This window comes from Streptomyces sp. NPDC029836 (assembly GCF_055574495.1).
Window position 1 is genome coordinate 229,128 of sequence record NZ_JBVHZI010000006.1, and the last position, 23,717, is coordinate 252,844.

General features: G+C 71.2%; 19 protein-coding genes and 2 pseudogenes. 7 read left to right on the forward strand and 14 right to left on the reverse strand.

What is annotated here, in order from left to right; genetic code table 11:
* Window positions 1-123 precede the first annotated feature (123 nt).
* Together ACZ4XJ_RS19750 and ACZ4XJ_RS19755 are read left to right on the forward strand one after the other, a co-directional pair.
* Window positions 124-1,575, forward strand: a complete 1,452-nt coding sequence (locus ACZ4XJ_RS19750; RefSeq protein ID WP_468496881.1) for a cytosine permease — start codon at window positions 124-126, stop codon at window positions 1,573-1,575.
* Entirely contained in the window at window positions 1,551-1,706 is a 156-nt protein-coding gene (locus ACZ4XJ_RS19755) for a hypothetical protein (RefSeq protein WP_384005001.1), read from the forward strand. Before ACZ4XJ_RS19750 ends, ACZ4XJ_RS19755 begins: the two co-directional genes overlap by 25 nt.
* Window positions 1,707-1,806: 100 nt before the next feature.
* On the opposite strand, the gene ACZ4XJ_RS19760 is transcribed toward ACZ4XJ_RS19755, so the two are convergent.
* The 4 genes from ACZ4XJ_RS19760 to ACZ4XJ_RS19775 form a co-directional block, all read right to left on the reverse strand.
* The gene (locus ACZ4XJ_RS19760; protein WP_468496882.1) at window positions 1,807-2,907 is read right to left on the reverse strand and encodes a branched-chain amino acid aminotransferase; all 1,101 of its coding nucleotides are present in this window, start codon (window positions 2,905-2,907) and stop codon (window positions 1,807-1,809) included.
* A gap of 230 nt (window positions 2,908-3,137) precedes the next feature.
* Entirely contained in the window at window positions 3,138-4,178 is a 1,041-nt protein-coding gene (locus ACZ4XJ_RS19765; RefSeq protein ID WP_468496883.1) for a 3-isopropylmalate dehydrogenase, read from the reverse strand.
* 115 nt (window positions 4,179-4,293) lie between these two features.
* On the reverse strand, window positions 4,294-4,425 hold the full coding sequence (locus ACZ4XJ_RS19770) for a hypothetical protein (protein WP_362883963.1): 132 nt from the start codon (window positions 4,423-4,425) through the stop codon (window positions 4,294-4,296).
* Window positions 4,426-4,685: 260 nt separating this feature from the next.
* Window positions 4,686-5,570 (reverse strand): LysR family transcriptional regulator, encoded by an 885-nt coding sequence (locus ACZ4XJ_RS19775; protein WP_468496884.1) that lies wholly within the window; start codon window positions 5,568-5,570, stop codon window positions 4,686-4,688.
* A 100-nt stretch (window positions 5,571-5,670) separates the two neighbouring features.
* On the opposite strand from ACZ4XJ_RS19775, the gene ACZ4XJ_RS19780 reads away from it, so the two are divergent.
* Together ACZ4XJ_RS19780 and ACZ4XJ_RS19785 are read left to right on the forward strand one after the other, a co-directional pair.
* The gene (locus ACZ4XJ_RS19780; RefSeq protein ID WP_468496885.1) at window positions 5,671-6,684 is read left to right on the forward strand and encodes an NADP-dependent oxidoreductase; all 1,014 of its coding nucleotides are present in this window, start codon (window positions 5,671-5,673) and stop codon (window positions 6,682-6,684) included.
* Window positions 6,685-6,724: 40 nt separating this feature from the next.
* Window positions 6,725-6,886: pseudogene (locus ACZ4XJ_RS19785) on the forward strand (alkaline phosphatase family protein); the annotation flags it as partial.
* A 4-nt stretch (window positions 6,887-6,890) separates the two neighbouring features.
* On the opposite strand, the gene ACZ4XJ_RS19790 reads toward ACZ4XJ_RS19785, so the two are convergent.
* Together ACZ4XJ_RS19790 and ACZ4XJ_RS19795 are read right to left on the reverse strand one after the other, a co-directional pair.
* Window positions 6,891-7,436, reverse strand: a complete 546-nt coding sequence (locus ACZ4XJ_RS19790) for a GNAT family N-acetyltransferase (protein WP_362883988.1) — start codon at window positions 7,434-7,436, stop codon at window positions 6,891-6,893.
* Between the two features lie 249 nt (window positions 7,437-7,685).
* Window positions 7,686-7,961, reverse strand: a pseudogene (locus ACZ4XJ_RS19795) (tyrosine-protein phosphatase); the annotation flags it as partial.
* On the opposite strand from ACZ4XJ_RS19795, the gene ACZ4XJ_RS19800 reads away from it, so the two are divergent.
* Complete coding sequence (locus tag ACZ4XJ_RS19800; RefSeq protein WP_468496886.1) at window positions 7,960-8,661, forward strand: nitroreductase family protein; 702 nt, start codon at window positions 7,960-7,962, stop codon at window positions 8,659-8,661. The pseudogene ACZ4XJ_RS19795 and the gene ACZ4XJ_RS19800 overlap by 2 nt on opposite strands.
* Window positions 8,662-8,764: 103 nt before the next feature.
* Here ACZ4XJ_RS19800 and pruA read toward each other — a convergent pair whose 3' ends face one another.
* The gene (pruA, locus tag ACZ4XJ_RS19805) at window positions 8,765-10,396 is read right to left on the reverse strand and encodes an L-glutamate gamma-semialdehyde dehydrogenase (protein ID WP_468496887.1); all 1,632 of its coding nucleotides are present in this window, start codon (window positions 10,394-10,396) and stop codon (window positions 8,765-8,767) included.
* A 51-nt stretch (window positions 10,397-10,447) separates the two neighbouring features.
* Window positions 10,448-11,374: a proline dehydrogenase family protein gene (locus ACZ4XJ_RS19810; RefSeq protein ID WP_362883954.1), complete on the reverse strand. Its 927-nt coding sequence runs from the start codon at window positions 11,372-11,374 to the stop codon at window positions 10,448-10,450.
* Between the two features lie 199 nt (window positions 11,375-11,573).
* Between ACZ4XJ_RS19810 and ACZ4XJ_RS19815 the strand changes: the two genes are divergently transcribed.
* Window positions 11,574-12,845 (forward strand): PucR family transcriptional regulator, encoded by a 1,272-nt coding sequence (locus ACZ4XJ_RS19815; RefSeq protein WP_468496888.1) that lies wholly within the window; start codon window positions 11,574-11,576, stop codon window positions 12,843-12,845.
* A gap of 24 nt (window positions 12,846-12,869) precedes the next feature.
* On the opposite strand, the gene ACZ4XJ_RS19820 is transcribed toward ACZ4XJ_RS19815, so the two are convergent.
* Window positions 12,870-13,445, reverse strand: coding sequence for a TetR/AcrR family transcriptional regulator (locus ACZ4XJ_RS19820; RefSeq protein WP_362883950.1), 576 nt, complete (start codon window positions 13,443-13,445; stop codon window positions 12,870-12,872).
* 102 nt (window positions 13,446-13,547) lie between these two features.
* On the opposite strand from ACZ4XJ_RS19820, the gene ACZ4XJ_RS19825 reads away from it, so the two are divergent.
* A complete protein-coding gene (locus ACZ4XJ_RS19825; protein WP_468496889.1) occupies window positions 13,548-15,089 on the forward strand; it encodes an MFS transporter in 1,542 nt (513 codons plus the stop codon).
* A 73-nt stretch (window positions 15,090-15,162) separates the two neighbouring features.
* Here the strand turns inward: ACZ4XJ_RS19825 and serA are convergent, their stop codons facing one another.
* The 5 genes from serA to ACZ4XJ_RS19850 form a co-directional block, all read right to left on the reverse strand.
* Window positions 15,163-16,752, reverse strand: a complete 1,590-nt coding sequence (gene serA / locus ACZ4XJ_RS19830; RefSeq protein WP_362883946.1) for a phosphoglycerate dehydrogenase — start codon at window positions 16,750-16,752, stop codon at window positions 15,163-15,165.
* Between the two features lie 273 nt (window positions 16,753-17,025).
* Window positions 17,026-18,027, reverse strand: coding sequence for a ketol-acid reductoisomerase (gene ilvC, locus ACZ4XJ_RS19835; RefSeq protein ID WP_281206934.1), 1,002 nt, complete (start codon window positions 18,025-18,027; stop codon window positions 17,026-17,028).
* 103 nt (window positions 18,028-18,130) lie between these two features.
* Window positions 18,131-18,655: an acetolactate synthase small subunit gene (gene ilvN / locus ACZ4XJ_RS19840; RefSeq protein WP_362880315.1), complete on the reverse strand. Its 525-nt coding sequence runs from the start codon at window positions 18,653-18,655 to the stop codon at window positions 18,131-18,133.
* A gap of 32 nt (window positions 18,656-18,687) precedes the next feature.
* Window positions 18,688-20,571, reverse strand: a complete 1,884-nt coding sequence (locus ACZ4XJ_RS19845; RefSeq protein WP_362880313.1) for an acetolactate synthase large subunit — start codon at window positions 20,569-20,571, stop codon at window positions 18,688-18,690.
* Window positions 20,572-20,798: 227 nt separating this feature from the next.
* Window positions 20,799-23,690 carry a putative bifunctional diguanylate cyclase/phosphodiesterase gene (locus ACZ4XJ_RS19850; RefSeq protein WP_468496890.1) on the reverse strand — a complete coding sequence of 964 codons (2,892 nt, stop codon included), beginning with the start codon at window positions 23,688-23,690 and terminating at the stop codon, window positions 20,799-20,801.
* Window positions 23,691-23,717: the final 27 nt, after the last annotated feature.

A 23,717-nucleotide genomic window follows, 5' to 3' on the forward strand; every position in this document is an offset into this window, starting at 1 on the left:
AGCATCACTCTAACTCTTCAGTTCCTTGCGGGGAACCATTGACCGGAAGGCAAAGCCTGAGTCACATTGAGTGTCGCTCAAACACCAGCACAACCACCCCCCGCCCTGCCAAGGGAGTCCCCCATGCCCATCGAACAGCGCGGAGTCGACACCGTCCCCGAGGAGGAACGGACGAGTGGTCCCCGCGACCTCGTCTCGATCCTGCTCGGTTCCAATCTCTGCCTCGGTGTGATCGTCTTCGGCTGGCTGCCCCCGTCCTTCGGGCTGGGGCTGTGGCCCTCGGTCACCGCCGTGGTGATCGGAACCCTCGTCGGCATCGCCTTCACCGCCCCGCTCGCGCTGGTCTCCCTGCGCACCGCGACCAACCTGTCCACCTCCAGCGGCGCCCAGTTCGGCGTCCGGGGCCGGCTCGTCGGATCGGTGGTGGGACTGCTGCTCTCGCTCGGCTACACCGCGCTGACCCTGTGGATCGGCGGCGACGTGATGGTCGGGGCGCTGTCCCGGCTCACCGGACTGCCCGACACGGGCGTCTCCCGGGCCGCGATGTACGGCGTACTCGCCGCCTGTACCGTCGTCGGGGCCGTGTTCGGCTACCGACTGCTGCTGCGCATGAGCAAGATCCTGTCCGTCGCCATGGTGATCCTGCTGGCCATCGGCGTCATCGCGTACGCCCCGGACTTCACCGGCGCCGCGCCGCCGGATACCTCGTACCTGCTGGGCTCCTTCTGGCCGACCTGGCTGCTCGCCACCGTCGCCGCCGGGCTCAGCGGCCCGGTCGCCTTCATCACCCTGCTCGGCGACTACACCCGCTACATCTCCCCGCGCCGGCACAGCTCCCGCACGGTGCTGTGGGCCACCGTGGTCGGTCTGCTCTTCGGCCTGTTGATCCCGCAGCTCTTCGGTACGTACACGGCGCTCGCCGCCCGCGCCGGGGCGGACTACGCCGGGCCGCTCGTGGCCGCATCGCCGTTCTGGTACCTGGTCCCGCTGCTGGTGGCGGCGGCGGCCGGCTCGATCGGCAACGCCGGCCTGATGCTCTACTCGATGGGCCTGGACCTCGACGCGATCGTCCCGCGTGCCACCCGCACCACGGCCACCCTGGTCGCCGCGGCCGTGGCCACCGCCTTCGTGTTCATCGGCTCCTTCGGCTGGAACGCCCAGGCCGCGATGACCTCGTTCGTCCTCGTCCTCACCGCGATCGGCACCCCGTGGGCCGTGATCACGCTGATCGGGTACGTGCGCTGCCGCGGCCGGTACGACGAGCAGTCGCTCCAGGTGTTCAACCAGCGCGCCCGCGGCGGCGTCTACTGGTACAGCGGGGGGTGGAACCCGCGTGCGACGGTGTCCTGGGCACTCGGAGCGGCAACCGGCCTCGCGGCCGTCACCACACCGTTCTACGAGGGCCCCCTGCTGGCCCTGACGGGCGGCGTGGACTGCAGCTTCGTCCTCTCGGGGCTGGTCGGCGGACTCGTCTACGCCGCGCTGACCCCGCGGTCGGCGGACGCGCCCGCCGCGGACGCACAGGAGCAGGTGAAGAACGCGGAGCAGACATGGACGAGCTCGCAGGCCCTGTGATCATCCGGGTCCTCAAGGGGATCGGCGCGGTGGTGTACCTCTTCGGCGACGCCCTCGTCGCGCTGCTGCCCGACGGCTCGGCCCGCGCCGACGCCCGTCGCGCGCGGCGGGCGGCCCGCCGCGCCCGCTGACGGCGTGCCCGCGCACCGCGCGGGCGCACCGTACGAAAGGCCCCCGACCGGTCCGGTCGGGGGCCTTTCGCGCGAGCGGGCGACGAGCGCGCCGGGACGACTAACCGAGCGGGTGCATCCAGCCGTGCGCGTCGGCGGCGCGGCCGGTCTGAAGGTCGAGGAGCGCCTTGCGGAGCTCCATCGTGACCTCGCCGGGCTCGCCGTCGCCCTGGGTCCAGTTGGCGCGCTCGGACTTCACCGAGCCGACCGGGGTGATCACGGCGGCGGTGCCGCAGGCGAACACCTCGGTCAGGGTGCCGTTCTCGTTGTCGCGCTTCCAGTCCTCGGTGGTGATCCGGCCCTCCTCGGCGGTGTAGCCGAGGTCGCGGGCGATGGTGAGGAGGGAGTTGCGGGTGATGCCCGGGAGGAGCGAGCCGGTGAGTTCCGGCGTGACGATCCTGCGGGTGCCGTCCTTCTCGGCGTACACGAAGTACAGGTTCATGCCGCCCATCTCCTCGATCCAGCGGTGCTCGACCGCGTCGAGCCAGACGACCTGGTCGCAGCCGTGCGAGGCGGCCTGGGCCTGGGCGACGAGGGAGGCCGCGTAGTTGCCGCCGGTCTTCGCGGCGCCGGTGCCGCCCTTGACCGCGCGGACGTACTCCTCGGAGAGCCAGACGGAGACCGGCTTCACGCCGCCGGGGAAGTAGGCGCCCGCCGGGGAGGCGATGACCATGAAGAGGAACTCGTTCGCGGGGCGGACGCCCAGGCCGACCTCGGAGGCGAACATGAAGGGCCGCAGGTAGAGGGAGGCCTCGCCGGAGTCCGGGACCCAGGCGCGGTCCTGCGTGATGAGGGCGTCGCAGGCGCCGATGAACAGCTCGGACGGCAGCTCCGGCATGGCCATGCGGCGGGCGGAGGCCTGGAAGCGCTCGGCGTTGGCCTCGGGGCGGAAGGTGGCCACGGTGCCGTCGGGCTGCTTGTACGCCTTGAGCCCCTCGAAGATCGTCTGCGCGTAGTGCAGGGTCATGTTCGCCGGGTCCATCGACAGCGGCGCGTACGGGACCAGCTCGGCGTCGTGCCAGCCGCGTCCCTCGGTCCACTTGATCGTCACCATGTGGTCGGTGAAGTGGCGGCCGAAACCGGGGCTGGCCAGGATCGCTTCCCGCTCCGTGTCGGACAGAGGGTTCGAGGAGGGCTTCAGCTCGATCGTGGGCGTCGTCATGAGTGCTTGTCCTTCACCGGTTGGGTAGGGCGGACCGCGCTCACGGCGTACTAGGACGTCCGAGCTTCCCCGTATTCCGCGGCCTCGCGTTCGATTATCGCCCGCGGCCAGGCTTCGGTGAAACGGGGCATGAGCGGCCCAGGGGAGATGGTGGCACCCGGGGCCGCACAGGAAAAGCCGCCGGGTGCGTTGGTCGCGACCCGGCGGCTTCCTGGGATGGAGCTACCGGGTCAGCCGGCTACGCGAGCGGCGAGTGCGTCGCCGATGGCGTCGGTGGAGCGGAAGGTGCCGTCGCGCTCGGCGAGGTCGGCGGAGACGGCGTCCTCGATGCGGACGGCCTGGGCCTCGTAGCCGAGGTGGCGCAGCAGGAGGGCGACCGAGAGGATCGTCGCGGTCGGGTCCGCCTTGCCGGTGCCGGCGATGTCCGGGGCCGAGCCGTGGACGGGCTCGAACATGGACGGGAAGGAGCCGGTCGGGTTGATGTTCCCGGAGGCGGCCAGGCCGATGCCGCCGGTCACGGCAGCGGCCAGGTCGGTGAGGATGTCACCGAAGAGGTTGTCCGTGACGATGACGTCGAAGCGCTCGGGCTGGGTGACGAAGAAGATCGTCGCGGCGTCGACGTGCAGGTAGTCGGTGGTGACCTCGGGGTACTCCTGGCCGACCCGGTCGAAGATGTTCTTCCACATGTGGCCCGCGTACACGAGGACGTTGTTCTTGTGGACCAGCGTCAGCTTCTTGCGGGGGCGGGCGTTGGCCCGCTCGTAGGCGTCGCGCACGACGCGCTCGACACCGTAGGCGGTGTTGACGCTGACCTCGGTGGCGACCTCGGCCGGGGTGCCGGTGCGCAGCGAGCCGCCGTTCCCGGTGTACGGGCCTTCGGTGCCCTCGCGGACCACGACGAAGTCGATCTCCGGGCGGCCGGCGAGCGGGGTGGCCGTGTTGGGGAAGAGCTTCGACGGGCGCAGGTTGATGAAGTGGTCGAAGGCGAAGCGGAGCTTCAGCAGCAGACCGCGCTCCAGCACGCCCGACGGGACCGAGGGGTCACCGATGGCGCCCAGGAGGATCGCGTCGTGGTGCTTGAGGGCTTCGAGCTCCGCTTCCGGGAGGGTCTCACCGGTGCGGTGCCAGCGCTGGGCGCCGAGGTCGTATTGCTTGGTCTCCAGCTTCACGTCCTGGGGCAGGACCGCGGTAAGGACCTTGAGGCCCTGAGCCACGACTTCCTGGCCGATGCCATCGCCGGGGATCACTGCGAGATTGATGCTGGTCGACATGACGGAACCGTACTCCGCGTCTTAGCCCTCAGACATCTCGCGTCCACGATGTGGACCCGTGTGGACGCGAGACGTCAGTCGGCCGGGGGGGGTGTGCGAGGGAGGAAGCGGCAGCTCAGTGGCCGGTCGAGCCGCCGTTGTCACGGCGGTCCAGGGCGCGCTGGAGGGCTGCGGCGGCGTTCTTGCGGTCGGCGTCGGCCGGGGATGAGTGGCGGACGCGGCGGACTGCGGCGGTGGTGGGGGTCATGGTGATCGACTCCTTGAGATCACGGCGTGGCGGGGCCACGGATGAGGGGTTCCTTCAAGGCGCCGGAAGAGGCGGGGAGCGGTGCGCCGCAGGGGTTGCCTGCCAGGGGCGCGCGCTCTCGACCGCCATTCGCTGGATCAGCGAGACGTTCGGCTCCTACAAAGCTAGGGCAGGTCCGGCTGTATGTCTCGGCAATTACTCGGACTTCCTAGTATCTGAGACGCCGAACCGCCGAATCCGCCCCTCCGCCGGTTCCCCTTTCAGCCCTTCTCGGCCCTGAGTTCCCTGATCAGAGCCCTGACGGCGAGGGTTGACGCCGATTCCGGTGTGGTGACGTATCCCACCTGCCGCACCGGCCCCTCGGGCCCCAGCGCGACGATCTGCACCGCGTCCGTGGCCTCCCGCAGCGAGAGTTCCGGCAGGATCGCCATGCCCAGACCCCGGCCGACCATCGTGAGCACCATCGCGTCGTCCTGCGCCTTCACCGTCGCCGACGGGATCCAGTCCTGGGCCCGCCACCAGTCGCGGGTCCGGGAACCGCAGTTCTCGTCCCAGTCCAGCAGCGGCAACGCCCTGGGGTCCGGATGTCCGACCGGGTGGACCAAGGCGTACGCCTCGTCCGCGAGGACCCCGGTCAGCAGGCCGGGCGGTAGGGGATCCCCCGGGTACAGCGTCGCGATGCCCAGGTCGGCGCGGCCGGCGGCCACCTCCCCCGCGGTACCGGCGCCGAGTTCGCGCACCACCCGAACCTCGGGCCGGATGCCGGGGTGCCGGATCGTCAGGCGTTCCAGCGCGGGCGGCAGCAGGTGCAGGGCCGCGCTGCGGAACGCGGCGATGCGCAGGGTTCCCGCCGGTTCGCCCCGGTTGGGTCCGGCGCGACCGGCGGCGCGCGCCTCAGCGCCGAGGACCTCGTACATCCGCAGGATGCGCCGACCGAGGGCGACGACCCGCTCCCCCGCCGGGGTGGGCGAGGCCCCGGCGCGGCCGCGCTCGAAGAGGACCGCGCCGACCTTTCGCTCGCTGCCGCGCACGGAGTGCGAGACGGCGGACTGGCCGATCCCGAGCCGGGCGGCCGCGGCGGTGAAGCCGCCCGTCTCGGCGACGGCGACCAGGATCCGCAGTTCCTGCGGGAGCAGATCGGCCACGGGGCTCTCACCTCGTTCCATGAGCGGTGTTCATGGCGGAACGGCTGTCATGAACGCAACCTCCTGCCCGGCCCGGGGATTCCTTCGTAGCGTCGGCGCCATGACCACGAAGACCGCTCTCGCCGTCCACCAGACCGCCCGCCCCACCGGCTTCCCCGCCGCGACCGACTTCGCGTACGCCGCGTACCCGGTCCCCGAACCGGCCCCCGGGACGGCCCTGGTGGAGAACCTGCTCCTGTCCGTGGACCCCTACCACCGGGGGCTGATGGACGGCGGCGAGGGCGGCTTCGCGCTGGGCGTCCCGTTGGAGGGGCGCTCCGTGGGCCGGGTCCTCGCCTCCCGCGATCCGGGGCTCGCCGAGGGCGACCTGGTCTTCCACCGCGCGGGCTGGCGCACCCACGCCCTGGTCGCCCGCGGCGTCGACGGGGCCCGCAGGCTGCCGGGGCACGCGGGCGTCCCGCTGGAGGCGTACCTGTCCATCCTGGGCGGCACCGGTCTGACCGCGTACGCCGCCCTCACCCGGACGGCGGCCCTGCGCCCGGGCGAGGACCTCTACGTGTCCGCCGCCGCCGGCGGGGTCGGCACGGCCACCGGGCACATCGCCCGCCTGCTCGGCGCCCGCAGCGTCATCGGCAGCGCGGGCTCGGCGGCGAAGGTGCGTCACCTGACGGATCGACTCGGCTTCGACGCGGCCTTCGACCACCACGACGGCCCCGTCGCCGAGCAGCTGGCGAAGGCGGCGCCGGACGGGATCGACGTCTACGTGGACAACGTCGGCGGGGAACACCTGGAGGGTGCGATCGCCTCGCTGCGCGAGTTCGGGCGCATCGCCTGGGTCGGTGCGATCTCGACGTACAACGGCGACCGGGCGCCCGCCGCACCCCACAACCTCTTCGAGGTCGTGCACAAGTCCCTGCGGATGGAAGGGGTATTGGTACGTCACCACACCAATCTCCAGGAGGAGCTGGAGGATTTCCTGGTCCCCCACCTACGCAGTGGTCGCGTGGGCACGGACACCACCGTTTTTGAGGGTTTTGACCGCACTGTGGAGGCCTTCCTCGGAATGCTCCACGGGCAGAACACGGGCGAGATGCTGGTGCGCGTCACCGGCTGACCGCACCCCTCCGGACGTTCACCGAGTTCTTACCGCACGCTTGTGGACCTTGGACCTTGGACCTTGGACCTTGGACCTTGGACCGGCGTCCGCGGCGGCGGCCGCCGCGACGGGCACGATCACCGACGTGAAGCACGTGGTGATCGGGATGCAGGAGAACCGCGGCTTGGACCACTACTTCGGCCGGCTCAAGGGCGTGCGCCGCGCTACAGGACGTCCCCGTCGCGCCAGTCGAAGTCGAGCCGCCCGGCCGGGTCCGGCGGGGTCGCGCCCGGCGGCGTCCACACATAGGTCGAGCCCTCCTCCTCGGCCAGCCGCTCGGGGCCGGTCGGTCCGAGGACCCCGATCGGGCCGGGGTGCGGGCGCCAGCCGCGGCTCTCGTACAGGGCCGCGCCGGCCTCGGACGCGGAGAGCGCGCCCAGTACGTACGCCCCGCCGATCACCCGTTCCAGCTCGGCCATGACCTGCCCGGCGAGTCCGCGCCGGCGCCGGTCGGCGCGGACGGCCACCGCCTCCACGTAGCCGGTGCGCAGGGCCCGGCCGCCGTGCAGGACCCGCCGCTGTACGACGCTGCCGTGCGCGACGAGGGCGCCGCCGGGGCCGCCCTCGCGCAGCAGTACGTGCATCCCGCCGAGGGCGTGCTCGAAGTCCTCGTCGGCGAAGTCCCCCTCGAAGGCCGCGTCCAGCAGGGCGCGGACCTCCCCCAACGCCGCGGACCCGAGCCCGGCGGTGTGGGTCAGCGTCAGGGTCACGGTCACTGCTCGTCCTCCGGCGGTCGGCCGGCGGCTCCGGGCGCGCGGCGGGCCCCGCCGGTGGACGCTACCAGCGCCACCCCGACCCCCTCCCCGACGAGGCGACCGGGAAAGGCCGGAAATGCGCGGGGGTTCCGCATCCCGGAGTGCCCCACCACGCGTCCCGGAAGTCCCGGTGTTCGATGCCGTCGAGGGGGACTCGCAGGTGGTCGTACCGGCCGGTCGCGGGGATTGGTCCACTCCCCGCTCGTCGTCGTTCCGCAGGTCGATGACGGTCCGCACCCCGTGCGCGGCGAGCGCGGTCCAGCCCCGGGAGGTCAGCCCGTCGAGGCTGTCGGGCCGCACGAGGCGGCCCGGCCGCAGGCCTGCGACCCCGCCCAGGTCGCGGGCGTAGTGGCAGCCCTCCCGGTCCACGAATCGACCGACGATCGCCACGGTCATAGGCCCCCTGTCAGTACACAACGGACAGGGAGCCATGACGCGGCGCTGGCCTCGGGCGGTGGCGCGGACCGAAGATCTGCCCATGTCGCCAGAAACGCAGCAGTGGACGCCCACCCACGGCCGGCCCTACCGGCCCGTCGCCTACCGGCCGGCGCGCATGCCGAGCCGGGAATCCCTCGCGCGGGCCGCGGAACTGAGGGAGCGGATGGACGAACGGCGGACCGTGCGCCAGTTCGCCGGCGATCCGGTCCCCGAGCAGGTCGTCCGCGACGCCGTCGCCTGCGCCGCCACCGCCCCTTCCGGAGCCCACCAGCAGCCGTGGACGTTCGTCCTCGTCAAGGATCCGGACATCCGCCTCCAGATCCGCGCCGCCGCCGAGCAGGAGGAGCAGATCTCCTACGACGGCCGGTTGGGCGACGAGTGGCTCGCCGCGCTGCGCCCGATCGGCACGGACGCCGTGAAGACCCACCTGACCGACGCGCCCGCGCTGATCGTGGTGTTCCAACAGCGCTACTGGCTCGGCCCGGACGGTGCGAAGCGCAAGCACTACTACGTGGACGAGTCGGTCGGCATCGCCGTCGGCATGCTGCTGTCCGCCCTGCACCTGAGCGGGCTCTCCGCGCTGATCCACACCCCGAGTCCGATGCGCTTCCTCGGGCACGTCCTGAACCGCCCCGCGAACGAGAAGGCGTTCGCGGTCATCCCGGTGGGCTACCCCGCCGACGACTGCGAGGTCCCGGACCTGGTCCGCAAGTCCCTGGACCAGGTGATGGTCGAGGTCTGACCGGTACCGGTACCAGGACCGGTACCGGTCGGGCAACTGGAACCGCCCCCGCTCCGGACTTGGGGGTACCGGAGCGGGGGCGGGGTTCAGCGGTGGGCGGTGATCAGCCCATGTGCGGGTAGCCGTACTCGGTCGGCGGGACCAGGGTCTCCTTGATGGAGCGCGTCGAGGTCCAGCGCAGCAGGTTCGAGGCCGCGCCCGCCTTGTCGTTCGTACCCGAGGCACGGCCGCCGCCGAAGGGCTGCTGGCCGACGACGGCGCCGGTCGACTTGTCGTTGATGTAGAAGTTGCCCGCCGCGAAGCGGAGCTTCTCCATCGTGTCGGCGGCCGCGTAGCGGTCCTGCGCGATGACGGCGCCGGTCAGGGCGTACGCCGAGACGGACTCCATCTGGGCCAGCATCTCGTCGTACTTCTCGTCCTCGTAGACCAGGACGGCGAGGATCGGGCCGAAGTACTCGGTCGTGAAGACCTCGTTCTCCGGGTCGGTGCACTCGATGACGGTCGGGCGGACGAAGTAGCCCTCCGAGTCGTCGTAGCTGCCGCCGGCGACGATGGTGCAGGTCGGGTCGGCCTTCGCGCGGTCGATCGCGGCCTTGTTCTTCGCGAAGGAGCGCTCGTCGATGACCGCGCCGATGAAGTTGTCCAGGTCGCGGACGTCGCCCATGGTGATGCCGTCGACCTCGGCCGCGAAGCGCTCCTTGAAGCCGGCGTTCCAGATGGAGGCCGGCACGTAGGCGCGCGAGGAGGCCGAGCACTTCTGACCCTGGAACTCGAAGGAGCCGCGGGTCAGGGCGGTCTTCAGGATGTCGTGGTCGGCGGAGGGGTGCGCGACGACGAAGTCCTTGCCGCCGGTCTCGCCGACCAGACGCGGGTAGGACTTGTACTTCTCGATGTTGTTGCCGACCGTCTTCCACAGGTACTGGAAGGTCTTGGTCGAGCCGGTGAAGTGGATGCCGGCCAGCTCGGGGTGGTTCAGCGCCACCTCGGAGACGGCGATGCCGTCGCCGGTCACCAGGTTGATGACGCCCTTGGGCAGACCGGCCGCCTCCAGGACCTCCATCAGCAGGACCGCGGAGTGCGTCTGCGTCGGGGACGGCTTCCAGACGACCACGTTGCCCATCAGGGCCGGGGCGGTCGGCAGGTTGCCGGCGATGGCCGTGAAGTTGAACGGCGTGATCGCGTAGACGAAGCCCTCCAGCGGGCGGTGGTCGCTGCGGTTCCACACGCCCGCGGAGTTCGCGGCGGGCTGCTCGGCGAGGATCTGCCGGGCGAAGTGGACGTTGAAGCGCCAGAAGTCGACGAGCTCGCAGGGAGTGTCGATCTCCGCCTGCTGGGCGGTCTTGGACTGGCCCAGCATGGTGGACGCGGCCAGCTTCTCGCGCCACGGGCCGGCCAGCAGCTCGGCGGCGCGCAGGATGATCGCGGCACGGTCGTCGAAGTCCATCGCGCGCCAGGCGGGGGCGGCGGCGAGGGCCGCGTCGACGGCCTCCTGCGCGTCGGCCTCGGTGGCGTTGGCGTAGGTGCCGATGACGGACTTGTGGTCGTGCGGCTGGACCACGTCGAAGCGCTCGCCGCCGCCCATCCGCTTGACGCCACCGATGGTCATCGGGAGGTCGATCGGGTTCTCGGACAGCTGCTTGAGCTGGATTTCGAGACGCGCGCGCTCCGGGCTGCCGGGGGCGTACGAGTGAACCGGCTCGTTGACGGGCGCGGGGACCTGGGTCACAGCATCCATGGGGCGGGAACTCCTTGAGCTAGGGGGACGGGCCTTGAGCTAGTGGGGTGCCTAGTTCTTGGTGATCATCGAGCGGAGGAAGAACAGCAGGTTGGCCGGCTTCTCCGCGAGGCGGCGCATGAAGTATCCGTACCAGTCGGTGCCGTACGCCGTGTAGACGCGCATGCGGTGGCCCTCGGCGGCGAGCCGCAGGTGCTCCTCGCCGCGGATGCCGTACAGCATCTGGAACTCGTACTCGTCCAGCTTGCGCCCCGCCTGCCGGGCCAGCTCCTGGGCGATGGCGATCAGGCGCGGGTCGTGGGAGCCGATCATCGGGTAGCCCTCGCCCTCCATCAGGATCTTCATGATCCGGACGTAGGCCCTGTCGATCTCGGCCTTGTCGAGGTAAGCGACCTCTGCGGGCTCCTTGTAGGCGCCCTTCACGATCCGCACGCGGCTGCCGGCGGCGGCCAGCCGGTGGGCGTCGGCCTCGGTGCGGAACAGGTAGGCCTGGATCACGCAGCCGGTCTGCGGGAAGTCCCGGCGCAGCTCCTCGTGGATGGCGAACATCGAGTCGAGGGTGGTGTGGTCCTCGGCGTCGAGGGTGACGGTGGTGCCGATGGCGGCGGCGGCCTCGACGACCGGGCGGACGTTGGCGAGGGCCAGCTCGTGACCGCCCTCCAGCGCCTGGCCGAACATCGACAGCTTGACCGACATCTCGACCGTCTCGCCGAGGCCCAGCTCGGCCAGCCGCTCGATCAGCAGGAGGTAGGCGTCACGGGCGGCGTGGGACTGCTCCACGGCGGTGATGTCCTCACCGACGACGTCGAGCGTGACCTCCAGGCCCTTGCGCGTGAGCTCCTCGACGATCGGGATGACCTGGTCGACCGTCTCACCGGGGATGAACCGGTTCACCACGGGCTTGGTCACCGGGGCGGCAGAGACGATTCGGCGCATCTTGTCGCTGCGCGAAGCGGCGAGGATCGCGGGACCCAGCACGGGGCACCTCCAACGGGTGGCAGAAGCAGACATACGGTCCGTCGCCGGATGGGCCGCGGCCGTAAGGAAAACGCAAGTGAAACCACCGTGAAACCTAAGGATCCCCACGATCCTCGGCCATCGACAGCTGTCACGCATCCGTGGCCCGGATCTCATACATCTGTCTGAAGGGCCGGTCGGGGAGTGGGAGAATGTCCGGGTGAAGGACGAGTACCAGGACCTGGTGGACGAGATCTCCGCGCTCCTCGGCGCCCCCGCGACGCTGGAGAACCGGGACTTCCGCCTGATCGCCTTCGGCGCGCACGACAGCGACAGCGACGGCGAGGAACTCGTCCTGGATCCCGTACGGACCCGCTCGATCCTGACCCGGCAGTCGACCTCCGCCGTCCGGTCCTGGTTCGAGGGCTTCGGCATCGCCCGCGCGACGGGCCCCGTCCGCATCCCCGCGGCGCCGGACGCGGGCGTCTTCCGGGGACGGATCTGCCTGCCGGTGCGCTACCGCGGCATCGTGCAGGGGTACGTGTGGCTCCTCGACCAGGAGGGCCCGGACGCCGAGGCCGCCGGGCCCGGCCCGCAGGCGCTGGCCGCCGCCATGGAGGTGGCCCAGCGGATCGGGGTGCTGCTCGCGCAGGAGGCCAAGGCCGGCGCCGACCTGTCGCGGGAGTTCCTCGCCGTGCTCACCGCCGGGCGCGGCTGGCAACAGGACATGGCGGTCGCCGCGCTGCGGCTGGCCCTCGGGGCGGCCGGGGAGGGCCCGCACACGGTGGTGTGCGTGGCGCCGTGGGCCGGGGAGATCCCCCAGTCGGTCCCGGGTGCGGCGGCGGTGTGCGTGGTCCCGGCCCAGGAGGGCGAAGCGGGTGGACGGCTCGCGGCGCTGGTCCGGATGCGCGGTACGGACGCCTTGGCCCCGGCCCTGACCGCCCTCGGACGGCTCCTGCCGCGCGCGGCGGAGTCGCCGGGTGGCGCGGCCGGGGCGGGAACCGGCGGCCCGCGGGCCGCGCCGTCGGCCGGGGGGAGGCCGCCCGCCGGGTCGGCGACGTCGGCGCGGGCCCCGGGCATGAACGCGGGGGTGTCCGATCCCGTCCGGGCCCTCGGGGAGCTGCCGGCCGCCTGGGCGCAGGCCTGCGCCGCGGCGCGGGCCGCGACCGCGCAGCCCCGGTTCGGCCCGGTGGCCCAGTGGTCACGGATCGGCCCGTACCGGATGCTGGCGGCGCTCCCCGCCGGCCCGGCGGACGACCCGGCGGTCCGGACCCTGCTGAGCCCCGCCCACCGCGAACTGGCCCGTACGGCGGAGGTGTTCCTCGACTGCGCCGGGCAGGCGGGCCGCGCGGCGGCGGTCCTCGGGGTGCACCGGCAGACGCTGTACTACCGCCTCGGCAAGGTCGAGCAGCTGACCGGCCTCGACCTCGACGAGGGCGAGGACCGCCTCCTGCTCCACATGGCCCTCAAGGCCTCCCGCCTCCACCGGTGAGACGGGCCGCGCCCTCCGCCACCCCTACTCCCCCGTGTTGAACCCCCGCGCCACCTGCCGCATGCCTTCCGTGAACTCCTCCGGGGTGGCGGCGCTCGCGGGGTCGAACAGCCACTGGACCATCAGGCCGTTGAGCAGCGCCTGGTAGACGGCCCCGACCGTGCGGACCTCGCCCTCGGTGATGTCCTCCTCCCGGACGCCCGTCATCATCGCGATCAGGCCCTTGCGGCCCTCGTCCTGAGAGGCGGCGAGCAGCGTCCGCAGCTCCGTCATCCGGTCCCGGTTCAGGGCCACTTCGAGGCTGGCGGCCCAGATCGGCGCCGTCTCCTCGTGCCGGTCCAGCACCCCTTCGAACAGTGCCCGGAACCGGTCCGGGAAGGCGGCGTCGGCGCCGAGTCCGGTCTGGAAGCCCTCGCCCCACTCCTCCATCAGGGCGATGAACGCCTGCGTGAGCAGGGCGTCCTTGGAGCCGTAGTGGTAGCCGATCGACGCCAGGTTGGTTCCGGACGCGCTGACGATGTCGCGCGCCGTGGTGCGCACGAATCCCTTCTCGGCCAGGCACTTCTTGGCGCCTTCGAGCAGATCTTCACGATGTCCCATGCCGCCACGGTAGCAAGACAGGCGTCTCAGACAGAAGTTCCAGACGATCGTTCCATACATTCGTCATAGACAGACGTTTATGACGTCTGTACATTCCTGTTCATGACCAATCCCGCCGCCACGGCGCGCCTCGCCGGCCGCCGCGAATGGACCGCCTTCACCGTCCTCCTGCTGCCCCTGCTGCTGGTCGCGATGGACGTGTCCGTCCTCTACTTCGCCGTCCCGGCCATCACCCGCGAGCTCGACCCGAGCGCATCCCAACAGCTCTGGATCTTCGACAGCTACGCCTTCGCCCTCGCCGGACTGCTCATCACGATGGGCTCGTTGGGCGACCGGATCGGCCGCCGCAAGCTGCTGCTGATCGGCGCGGCCGCCTTCGGGCTGGCCTCCGTCGCCGCCGCGTACGCCACCAGCGCCGACATGCTCATCGCGGCCCGCGTGCTGCTGGGCATCGGCGGCGCGACCCTGATGCCGTCCACGCTGGCCCTCGTGCGCAACCTCTTCCAGGACGACGCCCAGCGCGGCAAGGCCATCGCCATCTGGTCCGGCGCCATGACCGGCGGCATCGCCCTGGGCTCGGTGCTGAGCGGGGTGATGCTGAACCACTTCCACTGGGGTTCGGTCTTCCTGATCAACGTGCCCGCGATGCTGCTCCTGCTGGCCCTCGTCCCGGTGCTGGTACCGGAGTTCAAGGACCCGGCCCCCGGTCGCTTCGACCTGCTGAGCGTCCCCTTGTCGACGGCCGCCGTCCTGCCCGTGGTGTACGGCCTCAAGGAGATCGCCGCCGAGGGCTTCACCCCCTTCCGCCTGGGCTGCCTGGCCATCGGCGTGGCCTTCGGGTGGCTCTTCGTCCTCCGTCAGCGCTCCCGGCCCGACGCGATGATCGGCCGGGCCCTGTTCCGGGGCCGCGGCTTCGGGGCGGGCATCGCCCTCAACGCGGTGGCGGCCTTCGCCATGATGGGCTCGGCCTACTACACCACGCAGTACCTGCAGTCCGTCCTCGGCATGGGCACCCTGGCGGCGGCCCTGTGGAGCCTCGCCCCCTCGCTGTTCATCGGCGCCGCCGCCCCGGCCGGCGCCGCCCTGGCCCGCCGGATCGGCCGTACCCCCGTCATCGCCGGCGGCTTCGTCCTCGCCGCGGCCGGATTCGTCCTGATGGCCCTCACCGGCAGCGACTCCCTGTGGCTGCTGCTCACCGCCGCCGGGGTACTGGCCGCCGGCATCGTGACCGTGATGTCCCTGGTCTCGGACATGGCGCTGGCCGCCGCCCCCGCCGAGAAGGCCGGTTCGGCCGCCTCCCTGCTGGAGACGGGCCAGGAGTTCGGCGGCGCGCTCGGCATGGCCCTGCTGGGCAGCCTCGGCACCGCGGTCTACCGCGCCGACCTCGCCGGTACGGACCCGGCCGTACGGGAGACCCTGGGCGGCGCGGTCGCCGCCGCCGGCCGACTCGGGGGCGGGGCGGGCGACCACCTGCTGACCCTGGCCCGCGAGGCGTTCGTGCACGGCATGCAGTACGCGGCCTGGGGCGGCGCGGCCCTCCTGCTCGGCGCGGCGCTGCTGGCGCCGGTCCTGCTGCGGGGCCCGGCGCAGAACGCCCCCGTCGACGCCGAACCGGCCGCGACTCCCCCGGTGCCGGCCCGCTGAGCCGCGCGGGACGGGGGTACGCGAAAGGGCCCGAGGTGAACACCCCGGGCCCTTCGCGCGCTGCTGGTTCCGCTCAGACGAGGTTGACCGTACGGGCCGAAGCCGCGCCGATCTCCGCCGAGATGGCCGCGAGGACGTCCACCGGGACCTCCGCGTCGACGGTGAGCACGACGAGCGCCTCGCCGCCCTCCTCGGCGCGGGCGACCTGCATGCCCGCGATGTTCAGACCGGCTTCGCCGAGCAGCTGCCCGACCTTGCCGACCACGCCGGGACGGTCGGTGTAGCGCAGCACGATCATGTGGTCGGCCAGGGCCAGGTCCACGTCGTACTCGCCGACGCCCACGATCTTCTGCAGGTGCTTCGGGCCCGCCAGGGTGCCGGAGACCGACACCTCCTGACCGTCCGACAGGGTGCCGCGCACGGTCACCACGTTGCGGTGGTCCGGGGACTCCGAGCTGGTGGTGAGGCGGACCTCGACACCGCGCTCCTGCGCGAACAGCGGGGCGTTGACGTAGGAGACCGTCTCGTCGACGACGTCCTCGAACACGCCCTTGAGCGCGGAGAGTTCCAGCACCTTCACGTCGTGCTGGGTGATCTCGCCGCAGACCTCGACGTCGAGGCGGACCGCGACCTCGCCCGCGAGGGCGGTGAAGATGCGACCGAGCTTCTCGGCGAGCGGCAGGCCCGGACGGACGTCCTCGGCGATGACCCCGCCCTGGACGTTGACCGCGTCCGGGACGAGCTCACCGGCGAGCGCGAGGCGCACCGACTTCGCGACCGAGACACCGGCCTTCTCCTGGGCCTCGTCCGTGGACGCGCCGAGGTGCGGGGTGCAGACGACCTGGTCGAGCTCGAACAGCGGGGAGTCCGTGCAGGGCTCCTTCGCGTACACGTCGAGGCCGGCGCCGGCGACACGACCCTCCTTGATGGCCGCGTACAGGGCGGCCTCGTCCACGATCCCGCCGCGCGCGGCGTTGACGATGCGGACGGACGGCTTCACCTTGTGCAGCGCCTCGTCCCCGATGAGACCGAGGGTCTCGGGGGTCTTGGGCAGGTGCACGGTGATGAAGTCGGCGACCTCCAGCAGCTCGTCCAGCGCGAGCATCTTGACGCCCATCTGGGCGGCGCGCGCGGGCTGTACGTAGGGGTCGTACGCGACGATCTTCATGCCGAAGGCCGACATGCGCTGGGCGACCAGGACGCCGATGCGGCCGAGACCGACGACGCCGAGGACCTTCTCGCTGAGCTCGACGCCCGTGTACTTGTTCCGCTTCCACTCGCCGTTCTTCAGGGCGGTGTTGGCCTGCGGAATGTGGCGGGCCGTGGCCACGAGCAGGCCGCAGGCCAGCTCGGCGGCGGTGACGATGTTCGAGGTCGGCGCGTTGACGACCATCACGCCGGCCTTGGTGGCGGCGGAGACGTCGACGTTGTCCAGGCCGACACCGGCGCGGGCGACGACCTTCAGCTTCTTGGCGGCCGCGATGGCCTCGGCGTCCACCTTGGTGGCGGAACGGACCAGGATCGCGTCGACGTCGACGATCGCGGGCAGCAGCTCGGCGCGGTCCGCGCCGTTGACGTGCCTGATCTCGAAGTCCGGACCGAGCGCGTCCACCGTGGCGGGCGACAGCTCTTCGGCGATGAGTACGACAGGTTTCGAGCTCACGTGGGTCCTCACAAGTCCAGTGCGGACGGCCGTCCCGACGGCCGCAGGCGTGGAGGGGGTAGCCGCGTGGAAGACGCACGACACTGTGGGCCTGACGCGTTGTGTTGAGCAGTGTAGTAGCGGATCCACAGCGGAATTCCGCCTGTACGGAAGGATCACCCGTCCGAGATTGGCCGGGGTGGACAATCCGTGCAGTACGAGGGTTGCTTTCCGGCCGTGCCGGAGATGCGGGGCGGGGCCGGGACGCGCGTCCCGGCCCCGCCGCGCAGGGGATCAGCTCTCGTCGTTGTCGACCCAGCTCATCAGCTTGCGCAGCTTCTTGCCGGTGGTCTCCAGCAGGTGGGCCTCGTCGGCCTTCTTGTACTCGTTGTACTTGGGCAGGCCCGCCTTGTACTCGGCCATCCAGGTGTTGGCGAACTCGCCGCTCTGGATCTCCGCGAGGACCTTCTTCATCTCGGCCTTGGTGGCGTCGGTGATGACGCGCGGGCCGGTGATGTAGTCGCCCCACTCGGCGGTCTCGGAGACCGACCAGCGCATCTTCTCCAGGCCGCCCTCGTACATGAGGTCCACGATGAGCTTCAGCTCGTGCAGGCACTCGAAGTACGCGATCTCCGGCTGGTAGCCGGCCTCGGTCAGGGTCTCGAAACCGGCCTTGACCAGCGCGGAGGCGCCACCGCAGAGAACGGCCTGCTCACCGAACAGGTCGGTCTCGGTCTCCTCGGTGAAGGTGGTCTTGATGACGCCGGCGCGGGTGCCGCCGATGCCGGCCGCGTACGACAGCGCGAGGGCGAAGGCGGAACCGGTGAAGTCCTGCTCGACGGCGGCGATGCAGGGCACGCCGCGGCCTTCCTCGTACTGGCGGCGGACGAGGTGGCCCGGGCCCTTCGGGGCGACCAGGGCGACGTCGACGTTGGCCGGGGGCTTGATGAAGCCGTAGCGCACGTTGAAGCCGTGACCGAAGAAGAGCGCGTCGCCCTCTTCGAGGTGCTCCTTGATGGACTCCTCGTAGATCTCGGCCTGGAGCGGGTCCGGGGTCAGGATCATGATGACGTTCGCCCACGCGGCCGCCTCGGCCACGGGGACGACCTTCAGGCCCTGCTCCTCGGCCTTGGCCTTGGACTTCGAGCCCTCCTTGAGGCCGACGACGACGTCGACGCCGGAGTCACGGAGCGACAGCGCGTGGGCGTGGCCCTGGCTGCCGTATCCGATGACAGCGACCTTGCGGCCCTGGATGATGGACAGGTCGGCGTCGTTCTCGTAGAACAGCTCGGCCACTGGGATATCTCCTTGGTGCGCTGATGTTGCACCCACCGTACGGCGGGGAACGGAATCTGAGGTTCTTGGTCTCGCGATGCGAGCCGGGAGCGTGTCCGGCCCGTCAGGCGCTGCGGTCGAGCGAGCGCAGGCTGCGGTCCGTGATGGACCGGCCGCCACGCCCTATGGCGATCGTGCCGGACTGGACCAGTTCCTTGATGCCGAAGGGCTCCAGCATCTTGAGCATCGCGCCGAGCTTGTCGGTACCGCCCGTGGCCTCGATGGTGACGGCGTCCGGGGAGACGTCGACGGTCTTGGCGCGGAACAGCTGGACGATCTCGACGATCTGCGAGCGGGTCTCGTTGTCGGCGCGGACCTTCACCAGAACGAGTTCGCGCTCGATGGCGTTGTGCGCCTCCAGCTCGACGATCTTGAGCACGTTGACCAGCTTGTTCAGCTGCTTGGTCACCTGCTCCAGCGGGAGGTCCTCGACGTTCACGACGATGGTGATGCGCGAGATGTCGGGGTGCTCGGTGACGCCGACCGCGAGGGAGTCGATGTTGAACCCGCGGCGGGAGAACAGGGCGGCGATCCGGGCGAGGATGCCGGGCGTGTTCTCGACCAGGACGGAGAGCGTGTGCTTGGACATGTGGGTCGTTCTCTCTCTTCGGCTCTCTCGGCTCAGTCGTCTTCGTTGTCGCCGAAGTCGGGGCGGACGCCCCGGGCTGCCATGACCTCGTCGTTGGAGGTGCCGGCGGCGACCATCGGCCACACCATGGCGTCCTCGTGGACGATGAAGTCGACCACGACGGGACGGTCGTTGATCGCGTTGGCCTCGGCGATGACCTTGTCCAGGTCGGCCGGGTCCTCGCAGCGCAGCGCGACGCAGCCCATGGCCTCGGACAGCTTGACGAAGTCCGGGACGCGGGTGCCCTGACGGGGGGCGCTGGACTCGCCGAGCTGGGAGCCCACGTCGGCGCCGGTCGCGTCGCCGTGGAGCACCGTGTTGGAGTAGCGCTGGTTGTAGAACAGCGTCTGCCACTGGCGGACCATGCCCAGGGCGCCGTTGTTGATGATGGCGACCTTGATCGGGATGTTGTTCAGCGCGCAGGTGGCCAGTTCCTGATTGGTCATCTGGAAGCAGCCGTCACCGTCGATCGCCCAGACCGCGCGGTCCGGCATGCCGACCTTGGCGCCCATCGCGGCCGGGACCGCGTAGCCCATCGTTCCGGCGCCGCCGGAGTTCAGCCAGGTGCGGGGCTCCTCGTACTTCACGAAGTGCGAGGCCCACATCTGGTGCTGGCCGACGCCCGCCGTGAAGATCGTGCCCTGCGGGGCGAGCTCGCCGATCCGCTCGATGACGTGCTGCGGGGAGAGCGAGCCGTCCTCGGGCTGGTCGTAGCCGAGCGGGTAGGTCTCGCGCCAGCGGCTGAGGTCCTTCCACCAGGCGCTGTAGTCACCCGCGTTGCCGTCGGTGTGCTCGGCCTGGACCGCCTGGATCAGGTCGGCGATGACCTCGCGGGCGTCGCCCACGATCGGGACGTCGACCTCGCGGTTCTTGCCGATCTCGGCCGGGTCGATGTCCGCGTGGATGACCTTGGCGAAGGGGGCGAAGCTGTCCAGCTTGCCGGTGACGCGGTCGTCGAAGCGGGTGCCGAGCGCGATCAGCAGGTCCGACTTCTGCAGCGCGGTGACGCCGGTGACGCTGCCGTGCATGCCGGGCATGCCGACGTGCAGGGGGTGGCTGTCGGGGAAGGAGCCCAGGGCCATCAGGGTGGTCGCGACCGGGACGCCGGTCAGCTCGGCGAGGACCTTCAGCTCGGCCGTGGCGCCGGACTTCATGACGCCGCCGCCGACGTACAGGACCGGGCGCTTGGCCTGACAGATGAGCTTGGCGGCCTCGCGGATCTGCTTGGCGTGCGGCTTGGTGACCGGCCGGTAGCCGGGCAGGTCCTGCGTGGGCGGCCAGGAGAAGGTGGTCTTGGCCTGGAGGGCGTCCTTGGCGATGTCGACCAGGACCGGGCCCGGTCGGCCGCTGGCGGCGATGTGGAAGGCCTCGGCGATGGTCTTCGCGATGTCCCCGGCCTTGGTCACCAGGAAGTTGTGCTTGGTGATCGGCATCGTGATGCCGACGATGTCCGCTTCCTGGAAGGCGTCCGTGCCGATCGCCTTGGAGGAGACCTGGCCGGTGATGGCGACGAGCGGGACCGAGTCCATGTGCGCGTCGGCGATCGGGGTGACCAGGTTGGTGGCGCCGGGGCCGGAGGTCGCCATGCAGACGCCGACCTTGCCGGTGGCCTGCGCGTAGCCGGTGGCGGCGTGGCCGGCCCCCTGCTCGTGGCGGACGAGGATGTGACGGACCTTCTTGCTGTCCATCATCGGGTCGTACGCGGGGAGGATGCAGCCCCCCGGAATCCCGAAGACGGTGTCGCACCCCACCTCTTCGAGAGAGCGGATGAGGGACTGCGCACCCGTGACGTGCTCAACTGCGGTGGGCTGGTGTCCACCCGTACGGGGCCGCGGCTGCGGATGGTGGGCCCCGGTGGCCTGCTCGGTCATCGGCATTCTCTTCTCGAAGCTGAGGGTTTTACGAGGAGCGGGGATCCCCCGGATAAGAACCGGGGGCGTGTGCCAGTGCAACAAAAAACCCCTCGTGCCGGGTGGCAAGCGAGGGGAGCGCGTCGGGGGTGTTGAGCGGGGACATGCAGGTCCCGGCTTCAGCCGACGCGCTTTCCAAGTACGAGAATTCGGGTGCGCATGGCATTGACCCTCCCTCCGGCGGGAGGGGGATGTCAAGCGGGTGGGACGGGCGTCTCATTATGTGAGCCTCTACGGATGATCATCGAACCGCCGGACGAGCCTCCGGCCAAGGCCGGCTGGGCCGTACCGCCCGGTACTGGGAACGTACCGCGCACGAGCGCGCGCCGCAGCCTGTATTCGTCGAGTGGTCCGGAGAAGGCCGTTCCCTGGCCGTGGGTGCACCCCATCGCGCGCAGCGCCATCACCTGTTCGGGCAGGTCCACGCCGTCGGCCACGGACTGCATCCCCAGGTCGTTTGCGATCCGCAACAATCCGGCGGTGATCTTGTGGAGTCGGGCCGACTCGACCACGCCCTCCACCAGGCCGCGGTCCAGTTTCAGCAGGTCCACGGGAAGCCGCCGCAGGGCGCTGATGGCCGCGTAGCCGCTGCCGAAGCCGTCGAGGGCGATGCGTACGCCCAACCGGTGCAGGGCCGTCAGACGGCGCTCCAGCTCATCGAAGGGGACTCTGGGGTCGGATGCGGCCAGTTCGAGGACGAGCGCGCCGGAGGGCAGCCCGTGGCGCGTCAGCAGCGCCTCCACGGAGCCGCGCGGCATGGAGCGGTCCAACAGCCGCTGGGCGGTCATCCGGACGGCCACTGGTACGGCGCGCCCGGCGCGGTGGCGCTCGGCGGCCTGCTCCACGGCCTCCTCCAGCAGCCAGCGGCCCAGTTCGGCGCTGCGCGCGGCCTCCTGCCCGGGGCCGGCGGCTTCGCTCTGTTCGGCCACCCTGAGGAACTCGGCCGGGGTGAAGAGGATCCCCTGGGCGGAGCGCCAGCGGGCCTGCGCGGCCACCGCCGTGACCTCCCCGGTGGCCAGCGAGACCACGGGTTGGTGCAGGAGGGTGAATTCCCCCTCGTGGAGGGCGGTGCGCAGCCGGCCGGCGAGCTCCGCCTTGCGGACCACCTCGGCCTGCATCTGCGGGGCGTACAGCTCGACGCGGTCCTTGCCGCCGGCCTTGGCCCGGTACATCGCGAGGTCCGCGTTGCGCATCAGGTCCGAGGGGGTGATGCCGGGGTCCGCGAAGGCGACGCCGATGCTGGCGGCCACGCGGACCTCGCTCCCGGCGATCCGGTAGGGCTGGGCGAGGGTGGTCCGCAGCCGGTCGGCGATCTCGTGGACCTGGTACTCGCGGGCGCCGCGGTCGCGGCTGCCGTCGCCGAGGATCAGGGCGGCGAACTCGTCGCCGCCGAGTCGGGCGGCGGTGTCCCCGGCGCGGACCGCGGCCCGGAGCCGGTGCGCGGCCTCGACGAGCAGTTCGTCGCCGGCCTGGTGGCCGATGGTGTCGTTGACGGCCTTGAAGCCGTCGAGGTCGATGAAGAGCACGGCGGTGCTGTGGTCACCCGACCGGCGGCCGGTGAGGGCCTGGCGGACCCGGCGGGTGAACAGGGCGCGGTTGGGCAGGTCGGTCAGCGGGTCGTGCTCGGCGCTGTGCTGGAGCTGGGCCTGGAGGCGGACCCGCTCGGTGACGTCCCGGCTGTTGAGGATGAGCCCGCCCTGGTGCCGGTTCACGGTGGACTCCACGTTGAGCCAATCGCCGCTGCCCGACCTGAACCGGCACTCGATGCGGGTGGTGGGCTCCTCCGTCGGCTGGGCGGCGAGGAAGCGGCGCACCTCGTGGACGACCTGTCCGAGGTCGTCGGGGTGGATGAGGGCGGCGAGTTCGCTACCGATCAGTTCCTCCGCCTCACGGCCGTAGACGCCGGCGGCGGCGGGGCTGACGTAGCGCAGGGTTCCGGTGGGTGCGGCGATCATGATGACGTCGCTGGAGCCCTGGACCAGGGAGCGGAAGTGATTTTCCTTCTGGGCCAGTTCCTGGGTCAGCGCGATGTTGTCGAGGAGCATGATGCCCTGGCGGATGACGAGGGCCAGGACGACGGTGCAGCCGGTGAAGACGACCATGCGGTCGACCTTCCGCCCGTCCACGACGTTGTAGAGGATCCCGAGGGTGCACACCGCCGCGGCGAGGTACGGGGTGAGGGCGGGCAGCGAGCCCGTGATGGGCCGGCTGTGCGGCCGCTCGACGCCGGGGGGCGCCGCCCGGCCGGTGGGATCGGCGCGCCGGGCGGAGTCGGCCCGCCGGGCGCCCCAGGGCGCGTAGGCGAGCAGGAGGGAGCCGGCGAACCAGCCGGCGTCGAGGATCTCGCCGGAGCGGTAGGTCGTGTTCAGCAGCGGCGAGGTGAACAGGGCGTCGCTGAGGACGGTCAGGGCGAGGGCCGCGATGGCCGTGTTGACCGCGGAGCGGTTGTTCGCCGAGCGACGGAAGTGCAGTACCAGGACCATCGACACGAGGGCGATGTCCAGGAGCGGGTAGGCGAGCGAGAGCGCGGCGCGCGGAACGCTGCCGGGGGCTCCCGACTGGGCGGTGCGGGCGGCGTTGGCCAGTGCCAGGCTCCAGGACAGGGTCAGGAGCGAACCGCCGATGAGCCAGGAGTCCAGTCCGAGGCAGACCCAACCGGCGCGGGTGACCGGGCGTTTGGCGAGGACGAGCAGGCCCACGATGGCGGGCGGGGCGAAGCAGAGGAAGGCGAAGTCCGCGAGGGAGGGTTCGGGCACCTCCTGGCCGAGGATGACCTCGTACCAGCCCCAGATCGCGTTGCCGAGGGCGCCCATGAGCGAGGAGAAGGCGAACATCATCCAGGCGGGGCGTTCGCGGCGGTCGATCGTCCGCGCGTAGTGGTAGCACGAGACGGCGGCGAGTAAGCCGGCCGTGCTGAGCCCGAAGTCGCCCATGATCTTGGCGACGTCCTTGGACCCCCATCCCAGGGCGGCTCCGACGGCGTACCCGCCGCTGACCACCGCGAGGAGGAGCTGCGCCGCCAGTCCTCTGCCCCCGTCGGCCGCGGCGGGGGGCCGGGTCAGGAGCGCCGCCCCCGGGGTGCTCACCGGTCCACCTCGCCGGCTTGTTTCGGC